General features: G+C 32.7%; 19 protein-coding genes. 7 read left to right on the top strand and 12 right to left on the bottom strand.

Annotated elements, in window-relative coordinates:
* Positions 1-434: 434 nt before the first annotated feature.
* Positions 435-1,499, top strand: coding sequence for a hypothetical protein (locus BUC29_RS04370; protein WP_073414875.1), 1,065 nt, complete (start codon positions 435-437; stop codon positions 1,497-1,499).
* 16 nt (positions 1,500-1,515) lie between these two features.
* On the opposite strand, the gene BUC29_RS04375 is transcribed toward BUC29_RS04370, so the two are convergent.
* A complete protein-coding gene (locus BUC29_RS04375; RefSeq protein WP_073414876.1) occupies positions 1,516-2,172 on the bottom strand; it encodes an endonuclease III domain-containing protein in 657 nt (218 codons plus the stop codon).
* A gap of 96 nt (positions 2,173-2,268) precedes the next feature.
* Here BUC29_RS04375 and bcp point away from each other — a divergent pair, with 96 nt between their 5' ends.
* Positions 2,269-2,721, top strand: coding sequence for a thioredoxin-dependent thiol peroxidase (bcp, locus tag BUC29_RS04380; protein ID WP_073413732.1), 453 nt, complete (start codon positions 2,269-2,271; stop codon positions 2,719-2,721).
* A gap of 206 nt (positions 2,722-2,927) precedes the next feature.
* Here the strand turns inward: bcp and BUC29_RS04385 are convergent, their stop codons facing one another.
* A complete protein-coding gene (locus tag BUC29_RS04385; RefSeq protein WP_073413734.1) occupies positions 2,928-4,388 on the bottom strand; it encodes a TonB-dependent receptor in 1,461 nt (486 codons plus the stop codon).
* Between the two features lie 90 nt (positions 4,389-4,478).
* On the opposite strand from BUC29_RS04385, the gene BUC29_RS04390 reads away from it, so the two are divergent.
* The 3 genes from BUC29_RS04390 to BUC29_RS04400 are packed head-to-tail and all read left to right on the top strand — an operon-like array spanning position 4,479 to position 6,232.
* Positions 4,479-5,243 carry an MBL fold metallo-hydrolase gene (locus tag BUC29_RS04390; RefSeq protein ID WP_073413736.1) on the top strand — a complete coding sequence of 255 codons (765 nt, stop codon included), beginning with the start codon at positions 4,479-4,481 and terminating at the stop codon, positions 5,241-5,243.
* Positions 5,244-5,257: 14 nt separating this feature from the next.
* Complete coding sequence (locus tag BUC29_RS04395; RefSeq protein ID WP_073413738.1) at positions 5,258-5,761, top strand: hypothetical protein; 504 nt, start codon at positions 5,258-5,260, stop codon at positions 5,759-5,761.
* A gap of 45 nt (positions 5,762-5,806) precedes the next feature.
* Positions 5,807-6,232: a hypothetical protein gene (locus tag BUC29_RS04400; protein WP_244160767.1), complete on the top strand. Its 426-nt coding sequence runs from the start codon at positions 5,807-5,809 to the stop codon at positions 6,230-6,232.
* Positions 6,233-6,311: 79 nt separating this feature from the next.
* On the opposite strand, the gene BUC29_RS04405 is transcribed toward BUC29_RS04400, so the two are convergent.
* The 4 genes from BUC29_RS04405 to BUC29_RS04420 form a co-directional block, all read right to left on the bottom strand.
* On the bottom strand, positions 6,312-6,956 hold the full coding sequence (locus BUC29_RS04405) for an alpha/beta hydrolase (protein ID WP_073414877.1): 645 nt from the start codon (positions 6,954-6,956) through the stop codon (positions 6,312-6,314).
* A 37-nt stretch (positions 6,957-6,993) separates the two neighbouring features.
* Complete coding sequence (locus tag BUC29_RS04410; RefSeq protein WP_073413742.1) at positions 6,994-7,323, bottom strand: hypothetical protein; 330 nt, start codon at positions 7,321-7,323, stop codon at positions 6,994-6,996.
* A 4-nt stretch (positions 7,324-7,327) separates the two neighbouring features.
* Positions 7,328-8,578 (bottom strand): dihydroorotase, encoded by a 1,251-nt coding sequence (locus tag BUC29_RS04415; protein ID WP_073413744.1) that lies wholly within the window; start codon positions 8,576-8,578, stop codon positions 7,328-7,330.
* Between the two features lie 69 nt (positions 8,579-8,647).
* Complete coding sequence (locus tag BUC29_RS04420; RefSeq protein ID WP_073413746.1) at positions 8,648-10,576, bottom strand: vWA domain-containing protein; 1,929 nt, start codon at positions 10,574-10,576, stop codon at positions 8,648-8,650.
* Positions 10,577-10,817: 241 nt separating this feature from the next.
* Here BUC29_RS04420 and BUC29_RS04425 point away from each other — a divergent pair, with 241 nt between their 5' ends.
* Positions 10,818-11,930 (top strand): lactonase family protein, encoded by a 1,113-nt coding sequence (locus tag BUC29_RS04425; RefSeq protein ID WP_073414878.1) that lies wholly within the window; start codon positions 10,818-10,820, stop codon positions 11,928-11,930.
* 134 nt (positions 11,931-12,064) lie between these two features.
* Here BUC29_RS04425 and BUC29_RS04430 read toward each other — a convergent pair whose 3' ends face one another.
* The 3 genes from BUC29_RS04430 to BUC29_RS21815 all read right to left on the bottom strand — a co-directional run bounded on the left by BUC29_RS04430 (position 12,065) and on the right by BUC29_RS21815 (position 15,244).
* Positions 12,065-13,414 carry a DEAD/DEAH box helicase gene (locus BUC29_RS04430; RefSeq protein ID WP_073413748.1) on the bottom strand — a complete coding sequence of 450 codons (1,350 nt, stop codon included), beginning with the start codon at positions 13,412-13,414 and terminating at the stop codon, positions 12,065-12,067.
* A 178-nt stretch (positions 13,415-13,592) separates the two neighbouring features.
* A complete protein-coding gene (locus BUC29_RS04435; RefSeq protein WP_073413750.1) occupies positions 13,593-14,357 on the bottom strand; it encodes a TIGR02757 family protein in 765 nt (254 codons plus the stop codon).
* A gap of 8 nt (positions 14,358-14,365) precedes the next feature.
* Positions 14,366-15,244 carry an ABC transporter ATP-binding protein gene (locus tag BUC29_RS21815; protein ID WP_073413752.1) on the bottom strand — a complete coding sequence of 293 codons (879 nt, stop codon included), beginning with the start codon at positions 15,242-15,244 and terminating at the stop codon, positions 14,366-14,368.
* 213 nt (positions 15,245-15,457) lie between these two features.
* On the opposite strand from BUC29_RS21815, the gene BUC29_RS04445 reads away from it, so the two are divergent.
* Positions 15,458-15,754, top strand: a complete 297-nt coding sequence (locus tag BUC29_RS04445) for a hypothetical protein (RefSeq protein WP_073413755.1) — start codon at positions 15,458-15,460, stop codon at positions 15,752-15,754.
* Here BUC29_RS04445 and BUC29_RS04450 read toward each other — a convergent pair.
* The 3 genes from BUC29_RS04450 to BUC29_RS04460 form a co-directional block, all read right to left on the bottom strand.
* A complete protein-coding gene (locus tag BUC29_RS04450; RefSeq protein WP_073413757.1) occupies positions 15,751-16,053 on the bottom strand; it encodes a DUF6787 family protein in 303 nt (100 codons plus the stop codon). The two genes, BUC29_RS04445 and BUC29_RS04450, sit on opposite strands and share 4 nt — an antisense overlap.
* A gap of 30 nt (positions 16,054-16,083) precedes the next feature.
* Positions 16,084-16,518, bottom strand: a complete 435-nt coding sequence (locus BUC29_RS04455) for a DUF6146 family protein (protein WP_073413759.1) — start codon at positions 16,516-16,518, stop codon at positions 16,084-16,086.
* Positions 16,519-16,684: 166 nt separating this feature from the next.
* Positions 16,685-17,248: a tautomerase family protein gene (locus BUC29_RS04460; protein ID WP_073413761.1), complete on the bottom strand. Its 564-nt coding sequence runs from the start codon at positions 17,246-17,248 to the stop codon at positions 16,685-16,687.
* Positions 17,249-17,348: the final 100 nt, after the last annotated feature.

A 17,348-nucleotide genomic window follows, 5' to 3' on the forward strand; every position in this document is an offset into this window, starting at 1 on the left:
TGAACATAATTTTTTTACTTCAAATTAATACAAATTTATATTTGAGTAAAGTGATGTTTTTGTTAAAATTCAATATTTTTATTAAAAACATTTCTTTATTCGATAATTAATTTTATTTTAGTTAAAAAATAATTACTAATTTATTAAAATGGAAGAATTTTTCGTATTAAAATATTTAAATCAAAGAAAATTGTATAATAATCAAAAAATAATGTTCCACTTATAACCAGAAATTTATGAAGAAAAACTACACTGCATTATTTCGTTTTGTTTGTATTGTTTCTTAGTGTTCTTCTAAGAACCTGAAATGAATTTAGAGAGTTATGGCAATTTTTCTCTAGTTTATTTTCATTATGCAAATTGAAAATCTCAATTCAATTTGTACCATTCCAAAAACCAAAAAATCTATTTTAACAATCAAACCTAACCGAAATATGAAAAAGAACCTAAAGATGTTATTATTTCTATTATTGATAAATGTAGCAGCATTTGCCCAGAAAGATCAAATAAAAGAAGCACAGTCTTTATATGATAAGGGAAAAGCTGAGGAAGCATTAGCAGTATTGAAAAAAACAGAGTATTTAATTGTAAATGCTTCAGATACAGATAAATCGGATTTCTTTTATTTAAAAGGAAATGTATGCAAAGATTTGGCAGCCAAGAATATAGATGCAGTAAATAACTTTGCGCAGGCATCGAGTGCGTTTCAGGATATTCTTTTATACGAAAACGATTCCCGAAATTACAAATATGCATTTAAAGCAAATTTAGCTTTAAAAGGCATGAAGTCTACACTTGTAGATGGCGCTTTTAAGGATTATAAAGCCGGGAATTACAAAGAAAGTGCTGCTAAAAGTTATGAAGTATATTTAATTGACAAAAAAGATACGCTTAATCTTCTTAACGCTGCCGGAGCATCTTTGACAGGAAAAGATTATATCTCTGCTATTAAATATTATGAAGAGCTTAGAAAAATAAACTACACCGGAAAAGGAACAATTTACTACGCAACAAACAAAAAAACTAAAGAAGAAGAAGCTTTTATATCAGTAAGTGCCAGAGAGTCAAATATTCAGGCTGGGCTTTATGAAAAACCAAGAAACGTAAACCCGCCTTCTAAAAGAGAAGAAGTTTTGGTTTCTTTAGCATATTCTTATCTTGAAAGAAATGACTACGCAAATGCAGCAAAATACTACGAAAGTGATTTGCAGCTAAATCCAAAATGTATGGACTGCTACATTAACCTCACTTACGTAAAAATGCAGCTCAAAAAAGAGTTGGTCAACCAAATGGACCAGCTTGGAAATACTCCTAAAGAACAAAAAGAGTATGAAAAATTAAACGCTCAAAAAGATGAAATAGTCAGAAGCGCAATTCCTTATCTGCAAAAAGCTTTGACAATCGAACCTAAAAACGAAGATGTTATAAAGTCTCTTTTAGGAGTATATAGGGCACTCGATATGACAAACGAATATAATGCCTTGAAAAACAGTAGATAAAAAAATAAAGAAGCTGCTAAACTTTCTTTTTAGCAGCTTCTTCAATTATAGATTTTTTTCCAATTGTTCTTGTTATAATATCTTTTTCCAAATTCCATCCGCGAGCAGGCGAATATTCCCTTCCATACCAAATAATCTGCAAATGAAGATCATTCCATAAATCTCTTGGAAATAATCGCTTAGCATCTTTTTCAGTCTGGGCTACACTTTTTCCGTTCGAAAGATTCCATCTGTGCATCAATCTGTGAATATGTGTATCAACAGGAAAAGCCGGAACGCCAAATGCTTGTGACATTACCACGCTTGCTGTTTTATGGCCAACGGCCGGCAAAGCTTCAAGTGCCTCAAAACTCTGTGGAACTTCACCATTATGCTTTTCGATTAAAATTTCAGACAAACCATGAATTCCTTTAGATTTCATTGGTGATAATCCACACGGACGAATAATTTCTTTAATTTCCTCAATTGACATTTTTACCATATCATAAGGATTATCAGCCTTTGCAAACAAAAGTGGTGTAATCTGATTTACACGAACATCAGTACATTGTGCGGAAAGCAATACAGCGATTAATAAAGTATAAGGATCTTTGTGGTCAAGTGGGACAGGTATAGTTGGGTATAGTTCTTTTAACGTATTTATAACAAATTGTACACGAGCTTCTTTATTCATTTCCGTAATTTTAATCGCCGTAAAAATAATCATTTATTGGTTATAAGTTATCTTTGTAGTTAATCTAAAAACTCAACAATCTAAAATCAAAAATATATGACAACATTAAAAGCTGGTGATAAGGCACCAAACTTTTCAGGAACAGATCAGGACGGAAAAACACATAAACTGGCAGATTATAGTGGCAAAAAATTAGTGGTTTTCTTTTATCCGAAGGCAAGCACGCCGGGATGTACAGCCGAAGCTTGCGACTTGAGAGATAATTTTCATCGTTTTCAGGCAAATAATTATGAGCTCCTTGGTGTAAGCGCCGATAGTCAGAAAGCACAAATCAAATTCAAAGAAAAATATGAATTACCATTTCCATTATTAGCAGATGAAGATAAAGCTGTAATTAATGCATTTGGAGTTTGGGGACCAAAGAAATTCATGGGAAAAGAATATGACGGAATTCACAGAACAACTTTTGTAATAAACGAAAAAGGAATTATCGAAGAAGTAATCGAAAATGTAAAAACAAAAGAACACGCAGCGCAGATTTTGAAATAGTTTTTTTTGTTTCAGGTTTTTTTGTTTCAAGTTTCAAGTTTTTAATTTGATAAAATTTTTTAATGCAAAGCCCGCTAAGTTTTTTTTAAATGCAGTCTTTATAAAAAATTAATGTTCTTTGAGTTAAAATTACACGCCAGGACAACCTGAAACTTGAAACAAAGAAAACCTGAAATAAAAAAAGTCCCAAATAGGGACTTTTTTTATTAAGCATTTTGTTCTAATTCTTTCTGCGGATGATATCCAAAAAGATGATGTTCTTTTATAAGTTCTGCAATACCGGAAGGAAGCATAGGTTCCCAGCCTTTTTTGCCCTGATTGATCATTTTTAAAACTTCACGTGAGAATACAGATAAGTTATCAGGATCATAATCTTGAATGTCGACAACTTTTCCGTTAAACTTAAAGAATTTGTACAATTCTTTCATTCTAGGATGTACTTTTAAGTTGTTTGAATTCATTAATACGCCATTTTCATCAAGCATTGGATACAAGAAAACTTTCATATCGCGATAGAATAATTTCCCAAAAGCTTCAAGAATTCCACCGCTTAAATGACGATAATATTTCTCGTCAAAAATATCAACAAGGTTATTTACACCCATTGCAAGTCCCATACGAGATTTGGTATAGTTTGCAAAATATTCAACCACTTTGTAGTATTCCTGGAAATTCGAAATCATAACCGTTTGTCCAAGAGAGCAAAGTAATTCGGCTCTGTCCATAAAGTCGCGTTCGTCAATTTCTCCATCAGAACGTAGGTTAGAAAGCGTTATTTCGAAAATAACAAGAGTATTGTTTTTTTCAACTTTATTTTCTTTGAGAAACATCTCTAATGATTTCTCATACATATCCATGTTAACTTTAGTAACCGGACGGAAACTTCCTCTTAAAGCTAAAAGGTTCTTTTTGTAAAGAATGGCAGCAGGCAGGATATTTTTTCCCTCAGGATTAAACATAACCGCATCTGTCATTCCATTTTTAACAAGCTGTAAACTCATTAAACGATTGTCGACATCGGCAAAACGAGGTCCTGAAAAGTTAATAGTATCAATTTCAAGCTGATCTTTATCTAAGTGATCGTATAAATAACGCAGTAAACGTTTTGGATCATTGTATTTATAAAAGGCACCGTAAATTAAGTTAACTCCTAAAATTCCCAGTGTTTCTTGTTGCAGTCTTGCGTCGGTTTCTCTAAAACGAATGTGAAGAATAATTTCGTTATAAGCCTCGTCAGGTTCTATTTGGTATCGGATTCCAACCCATCCGTGTCCTTTAAATTGTTTGGCAAAATCGATTGTAGCTACTGTATTGGCATAACTAAAAAAAAGTTTTGTCGGATGTTTTTCTCTACTCAGACGCTCTTCGATAATCTGGCCTTCATGGGTAAGCATTTTTTTAAGGCGCTCTTCGGTAACATATCTTCCGTCAGTTTCAACGCCATAAATTGCATCACTGAAATCTTTATCATAGGCAGACATTGCTTTTGCAATTGTTCCCGAAGAACCTCCGGACCTGAAAAAATGCCTAACTGTTTCTTGTCCAGCGCCAATTTCAGCAAATGTTCCGTAAATATTTTCGTTTAAATTAATGCGTAATGCTTTGTCTTTTATAGAAGGAATCTGTTCGATGACCCTGTCACCTTTGAGTTTTATTTCTGTACCCATTTTATTTTAAATAGATTTGTTACAAAGTTAGTAAATTAGGGTTCTAATGAAAGAGAAATAATCCTATTTTTGTAAAAAAATTAAGTTCAATTGAAGGTCTATTTTTTAGGTACTGGTACTTCTCAAGGCATTCCGATCATCGGAATCGATCATCCTGTTTGTAAAAGCACTGATGCTAAGGATAAAAGGCTTCGTGTATCCATCTGGATTACGTGGGACGATCATTCGTTTGTAATCGATTGCGGTCCTGATTTCAGACAGCAGATGCTTTCCTGCGGGTGCCGTAAACTCGATGCCATTTTATTTACACACGAACACGCAGATCATACTGCAGGTTTAGATGATATTCGTCCGTTTAATTTCCGCCAGGGCGAAATTCCTATTTACGGGCACAAACGTGTTTTAGATAATTTAAGAAAACGGTTTGATTACGTTTTTGAAACCGTAAATAAATACCCCGGTGCTCCAAGTGTAAAAACCATTGAAGTAAAAAACAATGAACCTTTTGCTACGGGTGATAAAATAGCAATTCCAATAAACGCTATGCACGGCGAATTACAGGTTTTTGGATACAGAATCGATGATTTTGCTTATCTCACAGATGTAAAAACTATTGAACAGACAGAAATTGATAAACTCAAGGGCTTGAAAGTTTTAGTTGTAAATGCATTGCGAGTTGAGCCTCACGATACGCATTTTAACCTTCAGGAAGCGCTTGATTTTATAAATCTGGTAAAACCTGAAAAAGCTTATTTAACCCACATTAGCCATGTTTTAGGTTTTCACGAAGAAGTACAGAAACAGCTTCCGGAAAATGTTTTTCTGGCTTACGATAATTTAGAAATTACAATTTAATTATACCACAAAAAATGAAAAAATCCTTAATGCTTTATCTTTTTATCCTTGCGATATTAATGAATGTTTTTACTTATATGTTTTACAGCCGCGAGGTAAAATTTGGCGAAGAAAGATATGAGAAAACAACTAAAAAGCTTAGAGACAGTATAAATTTGGTTTCAGCAAAATTAGCCGAAGCCGATTATTTTTCTTTGGAACACAACGAAAACGCACAAAACTATTTTGATAACAGTGCTTCTGGAGGAAAAGTAATTTTATATGAAAAACTAATTCCTGTTGTTACTGAGAAATTATTAGATTTTAATGCAAATCCAAAAGGAAATCCATACACTGGACAAGACCAGATTGGTCCAAATAAATTTATCATTAATAAAGTTAAAATCTTAAACCACCGTTGGATCATTGCAGATTATAGTAATGGTGAATTATGGGGAGAAGTCTTGTTAAAATACTTTGTTGACGATAAAGAAAATATTACTTTTGAAGTAAATCAAACTTGGTTATATCAAAAATAGGATTTTATAATCCTATTTTTTTTTGACCTTTAAATAAATAGGATTATGAAAAAGATGTTTTTGTTGACGATTATTGTTTCTGCTGCGTTTTCCTGCGCAAAAAAAGTTTCTCAGGAAAATGTAACTACAAAAGAAACAAAAAAAGAAATTTTAGTTGGAGGTGATACTGATTCTCATGGATGTAAAGCTTCTGCAGGATATACCTGGTCAACACTTAAAAAAGAATGTATTAGGGTTTTTGAAAATAGCACAAGATTAAATCATGCAGAAGACGGAAAAACATATACCACAGCTGCTTATGTAATTTTTGATGCAAACAAAGCAGAACTTTTCCTTGATACTCAAAAAGAATCCATCATTTTAGAAAGAAAAACCGAAGGGGACTCGTGGAGAAAAGATAATTTAGAATTAATTCCCTGGAAAGGATATGTTTTGAAAAAAGATGGGAAGATTCTTTATACAGGGGAATAATTTAGTAATCAGTCGCAGTTTACAGTTTTAAGATTGTAATACATTTCAAGATTGAAAACTGTGACTTAATACTGTAAACTTATAAAGCCAGCCAATTCTTAAAATCAAAGAAATTTTGCGGAGCAACTCCGTGACCAACAGGATATTCTTTGTAAGTAACCGGAATATTTAATTTTTCTAAAATTGCAGGTGTTTTTCTGGCCCATTCAATTGGAATGACTTGATCAACAGTTCCGTGAGATGCGAATATTTTTAAGTTTTTGAAATCGTTTTTCTCAAAACCTTCTTTAATGATTTCTTCATTAAAATAACCACTCATTGCGACAACTCTCTGGATTTTTTCAGGATAAGAAAGTGCCGTTGCGTAGCTTAAAATGGACCCTTGGCTAAAACCAATTAAAGTTACATTATTAGCATCAATTGGATAATTTGCTACTAATTCATCAATAAAAGAAGCAATTAAATCCCTTGAAGTTTTGGCTTGTTCGTTGTCAGAAAATTTATTCTGATCAGCATCAAAATTAATTGCGTACCAAGCGTAAGCTCCATACTGCAAATCATAAGGCGCTCTTGCCGAAATTACATAATAATTATCAGGAAGTTCGGTAGCAAACGAGAATAAATCAGCTTCATTGCTGCCGTATCCGTGTAATAAAAGCAATAACGGATTTTTATCTAAAACTACTTTTGGTTCTTGTATTTTATATTCTAAAGATAGATTCATTTTTAATTGTAAATTGTCAATTGTGAATTGTAATTTTTTATCCGATGCTTTTAAACCATTTTTGAAAAAGATTTCCAACTAAAGGAATCGGTCTTGTCTGGCCTTGGATAGCATTAAAAATACCAAAAGTCCAAAGAATTGAAATACAAATCCACATTGGAAAAGTGATAAAAAAGCTGTCAAAATTGCTAATAATAGCTCCAAAGGAAATGAAAGTAAGTGATAAACCTAAAGCCTGGCGAATATGAAAGGAAGCAAAACTATTTTTGTTTTCAGAATTCATAGACATTGCAATCAAAACGCCAATTATTAGAATATAACTCGTAATGGCGATTGATTTTCCTTCTTCGATTGTATTGTTGCTCATTGTATTATTTTGTAACTAATTGATTTTGATTGAAAATTCCATACACAGAACCTTTAATTTCAGTTCCTAAAAAAGCAGAATTTTTAGATTTTGAAAGAATGTTTTCTTTTGTAAAAATTGATTTGTGTTCAGGGGTAAATAAAGTAAGATTCGCTTTGGCACCTTCCTGAATAGTATAATTTTCAAGACCAAAAATAGCTCTGGCAGAAGTTAATTTAGCAACAACAGTTTCTACAGGTAAAACGGTCAATAAAGCTCCAAATGCACTTTCTAAGCCAATAGTTCCATGTTTTGCTGTATCAAATTCCATTTTCTTAAATTCTATGTCAATAGGATTATGATCTGACGTAATCATGTCGATTGTTCCATCCGCAATTCCGTTCAATAAAGCTTGTCTGTCAACTTCAGTTCTTAATGGAGGCGTAACTTTATAACGAGTATCGAAACTGTCCAGTTTTTCATCGGTTAAAACCAAATGATGTACTGATACGCTTGTCGTTACATGTAATCCTTTTGCTTTTGCTTCCCGAATTAATTCAACAGATTTTGCTGTAGAAATAGTAGGAATATGAAGCTTTCCGCCTGTATATTCCAGCAAGAACAAATTTCTTGAAATTTGAAGTTCTTCGGCTAAATTCGGAATTCCTTTCAAACCTAATCGCGTTGAAACGATTCCTTCATTGGCAACGCCGTTTCCTTTAATATTTGGATCTTGCGAATATGCAATTACCAATCCGTCAAAATCCTGAACGTATTGTAAAGCGATTTTCAAAATATTAGCGTTGTCAATACTTTTATTATAATCTCCAAAAGCAATCGCTCCGGCTTTTTTCATGTCAAAAAGTTCTGCCATATCTTTTCCCTCGCTGGCTTTTGTTAAAGCTCCAATTGGGAAAATTTCTGTTGCAGAACCATTTGCTTTATTTTTTACAAAATTTACCTGAGACTGATTGTCGATAATCGGGAAGGAGTTTGGCTGTAGTGCAATTGCTGTAAAACCGCTTTTTGCCGCAACATTTAGTCCGTTTGCAATGGTTTCTCTGTCTTCGTAACCAGGTTCTCCAAGAGAAACACTGCTGTCAAACCATCCTTGAGAAACATGAAGATCGTCAAAGCGTACGATTTCTGCATCATCGTTTGGAAGAGAAACTCCTATTTTTTCTATTAAACCATCTGCAATTAAAAGATCAACGGTCTGGTTATGAAACGGACTTTTTGAGTCGATAATTTTGGCGCTTTTGATGATTATTTTCATATGTAGATATTTTTTTGACGTAAAATGATTTTTGTAAAAAGTAAAATGCTTTTAAAACAAACGCGAATTCTATTTTACAAATTTGATGATTGCCATTTCTAATGCTAAAAATAACAGTGCAAAGATAACAAACCATTTCCAAATTTGGCTGTCGGTTCGCTCAGTTTGTAGCGTATTGAAAATAGTTGAAATGGTATCGGCAGTTTTAAAATCAGAAATTACGTTTGTATTTACCTGACTCAAATCGCTTTCGGTTCTTTTGTAATTAAAACTCAAATTTTCAACCCATTCTTTTTTATCAAAAATGCTGTAATTTCCAGCAGTATCCGGAAAATCATTAAACGTTAATTTGACTTTATTATTCAAAATCTGCTGAATCGGAATAAATGAATCTTCAATTCCTTTAACTTCCAGAATTGCATCTTTTGTCAATAAAACATCCACAAAATATGGCTGGTTATTTCCAATCGTTAAGGCATTTACACCTGTTTTTTGATTGTTCTGCGCCATTTTATAAAACAACGGAACAATTAAAGGCGATTGCTGAAAGTTTGAATTTACCGAATTTATCGGTGCCGAAAACACAGTAATTCCAGCTGTTGGATTTTGAATGGCCGTTACAAAAGCACTTTGATCTTCATAAGATAAAACGGCCGGATAAGGACTTGAAATATCAAATGAACTGTTTGTTTTTGGATATTGAAAATTGGTAATTTTATTTTCGAAAACACCAGAAAACAAAGGATGATCAAAATTAATTTTCGTAATCTGTTTGCTTTCTGTTTTGAGAGTATTGAATTGAACTTTTCCAAAATTTCCTAAAAAGGCGTTCAAGTTTGAAACTGAGCTTTTTTCAGAAGGAATTACAACTAAATTTCCACCTTTAGAAACAAAAGCTTTTAAAGTGGTTTGCAAAGCCTGTGGAATTTCAACTAATTCGTTTAAGATTATAGTATTTTGTTTTTCTAAACTATTATAATCTAAAGAACTAATTGCGTAGTTGTTATAATTGAATTCTGCAACAGTATAAATTCTCGATAAAAAATTGCTTTTTTCTGGTTCACCAATGCTGATTACGTTTGTTTTTTTGCTTTTTGAAATACTGAAAAACAATTTGTTATCATACGTTAAACCATTGTCTTCTATAGAAACATAACCATGGAAAGCTTCTTTTGGAATCGTAAAATTGATTTTCTTTTTCTTTGTATCAAAATTAAGGATCGTTTTGGCAATCAGTTTATTTTGATTGTATAAAGCAGTCGAAATAGGTTTGAAATCTTCTCCATAACCAGATAAATTTACACTTATTTCGTAGAAATTTTCCAATGTCTGGTTAATATAAACGCTGTCGATGGAAACGTTATTTTTTTGTTCAGCTTCGGGAATTATGAAATAGGGTTTTTCTTCAGAATCAATATTTTTTAAATCGTTTTTAGTCAAACCAACCGCATCAGAAATAATAACAATATCTTTTTTATGTGCTGATTTGTGTGCTTTAACTTTAGCCATAATCGACGAAAGTTCAAATGGCGTTGCACTGTATTTTAAATTCTGCAAAGAACTTTTAAGTGTTTTTATATCCGTATTCCAGTAATTTTCAGTATTTGTCAATAAAGAAAACTGAGCAGTTTCGGGTGTGTTTTCCAGTAATTCCTGAATGGCACGTTTTAATAATTCACCTTTTTTACCTTTTGCCTGCATACTAAACGAATTATCTAAAATAATATACATTTCGTTTGAAGCATTTTTACTGTCTTTTGCCTCAAAAAAAGGCTGTGCAAAAGCAATGATTACGCATGTAAGCAATAAAAGACGAGTGGCAAGCAGCAATCTTTTCTTGATCTTAGAACTTTTGCGCGTTTGAATCGCAAGTTCTTTTAAGAAGCGAACATTCGTAAAATAAGAAGTTTTAAAACGGCGTAATTGAAATAAATGAACCAAAATTGGAACAATCAATAAAAAAAGAAAGTATAGAATTTCGGGATGTTTAAAGTGCATTCTGGCTTTGATTTACTTCGCTACGTTTTATTTTTCGCGAAGATGCTGGTCAAAAATACAAATTAAATTATTAAACCATATAAGTTCATGTAAGAGATTATAAGTAAAAATACGTTAAACATTCTAAAATGAACTTACATTACTAATATGGTTTATTTCTAAAAATGTAACTTTTCTGATTTTATTTGTAATGATGAAAAAGATATTATTGCTTATTTTAGCGTATTCAAAAAAACAAACTATGAAAAAAATATCCTTAATATTATTTTCTGCTTTGGTAGTTACAACTGTAAAAGCTCAAAATAAGTTTAACCTATTGGTAGGAACGTACACCAATACATGCCAGAGTAACGGAATTTATGTTTACGAATTCAATTCGAATTCTGGCGAATTTAAGCTTAAAAATTCTTCAGAAAACGTAGTAAGTCCGAGTTATTTATCTGTTTCGGCAAATAATAAATTTATTTATGCAGTAAATGAAAACGGAACTCAGAGTTCTGTGAGCGCATTTAGTTATGATTCGACTTCAGGAAAAATAACCCAGTTGAATAAAAATGATGCTTTAGGAGCAGATCCTTGTCATTTAATAAATGATGATAAAAACGTAATCGCGGCAAATTATTCTGGAGGAAGTATTGTAGTGTATAAAAAAAATGCTGACGGAAGTATTTCTGAAGTACAGCAATTGATTCAGCATGAAGGAAAAGGACCAAATGCAGCACGTCAGGAAAAAGCACACGTTCATATGGTTGTTTTTTCACCAGATAAAAAGTTTGTGCTTTCTAATGATTTAGGTTTGGATAAAGTTTTTATTTATAAATATAATCCGGCTTCTAAAAACGAAATTCTGACTCTAAAAGGTAGTGTTGATGTAAAACCCGGAAGCGGGCCAAGACATTTGACTTTTAGTAAAGATGGTAAATTTGTTTATCTGGTTCAGGAATTAGACGGAACTTTAACAACATTTAGCTATGATAAATCCGGAAGCCTGAAAGTGATTGCCGAAACGAGTATTCTTCCAAAAGATTTTAAAGGCGGAACAGGAGCAGCAGCTATTAAAATTTCACCAGATGGTAACTTTTTGTATGTTTCGGATCGTGTAGATGTTAACGCGATTTCAGTTTATAAAATTCTTAAAAACGGAAGTATAGAATTGGTAGAACAGCAAAGCACTTTAGGAAAAGGTCCAAGAGATTTTGCTATTGATCCAACAGGAAATTATCTTTTAGTTGGTCATCAATACACAAATGACATCGTTATTTTTAAAAGAGATATCGCAACAGGGAAAATCACCGATACCGGAAAAAGAATCCAATTGTGTTCGCCAGTTGGGCTGGTATTTACGAAAATATAATTTTTTTTAAGATGCTAAGGTTCTAAGGGACTAAGATTAAAAAAAAATAAAAGGCTCAAAGATTATTAATCTTTGAGCCTTTTATTTAGCAAGAAAAAAAACTTAAAATCTTAGCAGCTTAGAACCTTAGTATCTTATTTGCCATCTTTCTTCTTCTTATTTCTATTCTTCAACATATTTCTGTTGACAGAACCATGGGTTTTCTTTTTAGTTTTTGATGGACCTCCCAAATTGATTTTTTGATTCTTTTTAGATTTTTCATGAAAAGCCCCCGAACCTTCAAGTTTTGGTTTTTTCATTAAAAATTTAATAGGCTGTTTATCTTTTTCAGGTTCGATTAATTTGGTTGAAATTTCAACTTCCTCAGGAAAATCAGTAATCTCAAGTTCCTGATCCATTAAAAGTTCGGTTTCAATTTTAAACTCTTCTTCTCTTGGTGAAACAAAACTAATGGCGGTTCCGGTTGCGTCTGCTCGACCTGTACGCCCAATTCTGTGCATGTATAATTCAGGTTCTTCCGGAAGTTCAAAGTTAATTACGTGTGAAATATTAGAAATATCCAGACCTCTCGCCATGATATCTGTTGTAATTAATCCGCGAAGATTTCCCTCCTGAAATTCAGCCATTGTACTCAAACGGTAGTTTTGTGATTTATTAGAGTGAATTACACCAAATTGACCTTCAAAATCTTCTTCAATTCGGTTATGAAGCATATCCGAAATCTTTTTATTATTTACGAAAACCAAAACACGATCCATGCTTTCGTCTGTTTGCAATAAATGCTTTAACAGATTTACTTTTGTATTGAAATTCGGAACGTTGTATGTAATTTGAGTAATTTTTTCAAGCGGAGTTCCCGATGCTGCAAGTGTAACTTCTTCCGGAAAATCAAAATAATCGTTTAATATCTCATCCACTTCATCAGTCATCGTTGCAGAGAATAATATATTCTGACGTTTGGTTTTCATCATTGCTAAAAGCGATGTCAACTGAGGTCTAAAACCAAGATTCAGCATTTCATCAAATTCGTCGATTACCAGTTTTTGAGTTTCATCAAAACGCACAACAGCGTCAAGGGCCAAATCCATTGTACGCCCCGGAGTACCAACTAAAACGTCAACTCCTTCATAAACAGCTTTCTTTTGTGTGTTGATATTTACACCACCGTAAATTCCAAGTGTTTTAACCGACATATATTTGGTCAGTTTTTCAATTTCTTCAACAACCTGAACAACTAATTCACGCGTTGGAACCAGAATTACAATTTTTGGTGTATTGGTATTCGTAAATTTGTATAATTTGAATAAAGGAAGTAAATAAGCAAATGTTTTACCGGTTCCGGTTTGTGCAATTCCCATCATATCGCGTCCAGACATGATTACAGAAAAAGATTTTTCCTGAATTGGAGTAGGCGTAACAAATCCTAATTCGTCAACAGCTTTTTGTAATGATTTTGGGAGATTGAATTTTTCGAAAGTGCTCATTTGCATTAAATTTTGTGCAAATGTACGTTAAAATGATGGCTTTTTGTGGATTTTGTTTTTTTTGATAATGAATTGTCACCCTGAGCGAAGTCGAAGGGACGTGTCAATTGGAACGCGGGCTTGGACTTCGCTCAGCCTGACGGCGTAAAACTAAAATAAAATCTACGATTTTTAAATTCTAAAAGCCTTCAAAAACACCCAATCCAAATAAAGCAAAATCGTATTTCACAGGATCTGAAGCGTCCATTTTACGAAGTTTTGTATCTAATTCTAATAAAGCTTTAGCATCGTTTTGCTTTCGCGAAAGAATTCCTAGCTTGCGTGCTACATTTCCGGAATGAACATCAAGCGGGCAAGATAATACAGAAGGTGAAATAGTTTTCCAGATTCCTAAATCGACACCTTTGGCATCCTGTCGCACCATCCAGCGCAAATACATGTTGATGCGTTTTGCGGCAGAATTATTCAGCGGATCTGAAATATGTTTTTGAGTTCGCGGCAAATGATCGATTTCAAAAAAGATCTTTTTGAATTCACTAATGCTTTTTTGTAAACTTTCTTTTTCCTGATTTTTGGCAAATACAGCTTCAAGTCCGTTATGGTTTTTATAAATATGCTGTAAACCTTTAATAAATCCGCCAAAATCTTTTCCGTTAAAGGTTCGGTGAACGAAGTTTTCTAAATCGGCTAAATTATCTTCAGAATGCGACATAACGAAATCGTAAGGCGTATTGCCCATTAATTCCATCATTTTATGCGAATTTTTAATAATCATTTTACGATTTCCCCAGGCAATAGAGGCGCTTAGAAAACCTGCAATTTCAATATCTTCTTTTTGAGAAAATAAATGCGGAATCTGAACGGGATCGCTTTCGATAAAATCCTGATTGTTATATTGAATGACTTTTTCGTCGAGAAATTCTTTAAGTTCTTTTTGATTCATTTGAATGCCTAATTGCTAATCTGGCCATCGACCATAACTAATTTTCTGTCGGCCATATTGGCTAATTCTTCGTTGTGGGTTACAATTACAAATGTCTGTCCGAATTCATCACGAAGCTGAAAAAACAATTGATGTAAATTTTCGGCAGAATGTGTGTCTAAATTTCCAGATGGTTCATCGGCAAAAATAACGTCGGGTTTATTGATTAAAGCCCTTGCAACGGCAACGCGCTGTTGTTCTCCGCCCGAAAGTTCGCTGGGTTTGTGGTTAATTCTGTGTGACAAACCTAAATATTCCAGGATTCTTTTGGCTTCTTTTTCGGTTTCTGCTTTTGGTTTATTAGCCATAAAAGCGGGAATACAAACGTTTTCCAAAGCTGTGAATTCGGGTAATAATTGGTGAAACTGGAAAATAAATCCAAGATTTAAGTTTCTGAAATTTGATAATATTTTGTCCTGTTTGCTTTTCTTTTTAAAATAACTGTTGTAGTAAAAAAGCATTGTAATGATTGGTAAAAATAAAACAGCAATTGTTATTATTCTAAATGTGTCATCGAGGATTTTAGTTCTAAAAAACAATAAAAAAACAGCTAAAAAGAAAACATAACTTGAACTTGCTATAGTAATAATTTTAAATGTTTTTTCTTGTTTTGAATTATCATTTTCAATATCCTGAAGTTTAAAAATGTTTTCTCCGTTTATTGTAAGTGATGATTCCGGATTTCTTTCCGGGACATCTAAAGTTCCTAAAATTTGTAATAATGTTGTTTTTCCTGCGCCGGAAGCACCAACTATAGAAACAATTTCGCCTTTTTTAATATGTAAATCAACTCCTTTTAAAACTTCAAGTTTATCGTAGAATTTATGTATGTTTTTTGCGTGTATCATTTATCGAAACTGTTTTTACAAAGAAACGAAGATTATGGTTATAATCAAATTCGAATATTTTAAATTACGAATTCGCAATCTTTCTTTATAAACTAAATTTTATAAATCGGCTCGTTTCTTGATATGGGAATTTTGAAATTAAATTTAATACTGGAATAAAATAAATTTGATGAATTATTTTTAATTTCGGAACAAACTCAAATCAAACTTAAAATGCAAGACCTAAAAGTTGTTGATAACAATAGAATGTCAAAATTAATTATTGGATTAATTTTGGACGGGATTGGTATGATTTCTTTCTCCATTCCGCTTCTTGGTGAATTTTCAGATGTAATTTGGGCGCCAATTGCGGCTATAATTATGGCCAGAATGTATAAGGGACGAGTTGGAAAAGTTGCCGGCGTATTAACTTTTATTGAAGAAATAATTCCTTTTACAGATGTAATTCCTTCTTTTACACTTACGTGGATTTATACTTATTTTTTTTCGGGAGAAAGAATGAAAGTTTAGTTTTTGAACAAAAATCCTAATCCCATATTTTTAAGCATTTTCTTTTCGAAGTTCCAAAAAAATCTAAACTGCCCAAAAACGCTTCCTATTGCAACTAATAAAACCTGATAGATTGGAAAAATAATCAATAAGCGGATTAAAGTAAACCATCCTCCAAAATCTTCTTTGGTGATTCCCAGCCAAACGCAAAAAGGTTTAGACAGCCAAGCAGACGCAGATCCTGTAATGGCAAAAACGATAAGTATAATGATGGCTTGTAGGTTTGAGGTTATTCCCCAGCGTTGCTTTAGTTTGTTCATTGCTATTTGTAATGATTACAAATATAGTAATTATCTTGAAGGAACATAACCCCAAAGTTTTTGTTTGTAAGTATTTTGAAAATAAATCATATAATTGTATATTAAGTAGTTTACTTCGTAACCATAATGAATGTCGGGACGGTAATTAATTGACATTTCGTACAAATTTGGATTGTAGCGCTGCGGTTGTAAAACGCGGTTATTCCATTCGGTTACGTACAGATTATTTTTATTTTCAAGATATTCTAATGAGTGATAATTTCGAGGATAAGCTCTTGATGCAAGCCATGTACTAAAGCCGTTGTCAATAATAATTACTTCGTATTCCAGGGAATCATTTGCAATTCTAACCGTATCGCTTAATTTTTTATTTGAAGCAGCATCTGTACTTGCAATGTTCTGCGAAGTCGTAGAGCAGGCAATTATCGTTAATACTATAATTAATATGGAAATACATTTTTTCATAACCCTAAAGTTACGAATTTTTTTGAAGGTACAGAGGTACAAAAGTCCAAAGTAACAAAGGTTTAACTTTTGATTATAGAATAAAAAAACTGATTACAATTCTGTAATCAGTTTTAGAATTTAAAAACCATTATAGTTTTGAGTCTTTGAACCTTTTTGTGGTTAACTATTTACTCCCAAACAATTTTCCGATAAAACCAGCGATTCCGCCTTTGCTCTTGGTAACGACAAGAACATCGGCAACGTCTAGTTTTCCATCGTTGTTTTGGTCAAGTCCAAATTGAACTCCATATTTTGAAATTGTATCCATAATTCCAGATGCCTGCGTACTGTTTCCTGAAATCGAATTGATTATATCCGAAATTTGAAAACTACTGTCATTTGGATCTTTTGCCTTATTTACCAAAGATCCTAAAATTTGCGGAATTAAGTTTGAAGCAACTCCATTAGAATCAGCACTGCTTAAACCAAATTTTTCGCCCAGGTTTCCGGATAATTGCTGTGTAATTTGTTGTACTATAGGATTTGAACTATCTATAGGGGAATTTCCACTGAATAAGCCGGCTAATTGTTCTCCACCGCCTTCTGAAGCTATTTTTTTTAAACCGTCAAAAATAGAGCTGCTGGTTTCGTTTATTACGGCTTCGTTGTGTTCGTTTGGGACAGCGGTATTGTTTACAACAGCATCGCCTCCATATTGCTGTACTAATTGGGTTAATTGTTCAAACATAGTATTTAGAGTTTAAATTATACGCCAAAAATAACAAAAAAAGAAAGGGATTTACTACAAATAAGTAGTAAATCCCTCTAAAGATAATCTATTTTTTAAT

This window comes from Flavobacterium defluvii, from assembly GCF_900129555.1.
Lineage (GTDB): Bacteria > Bacteroidota > Bacteroidia > Flavobacteriales > Flavobacteriaceae > Flavobacterium > Flavobacterium defluvii.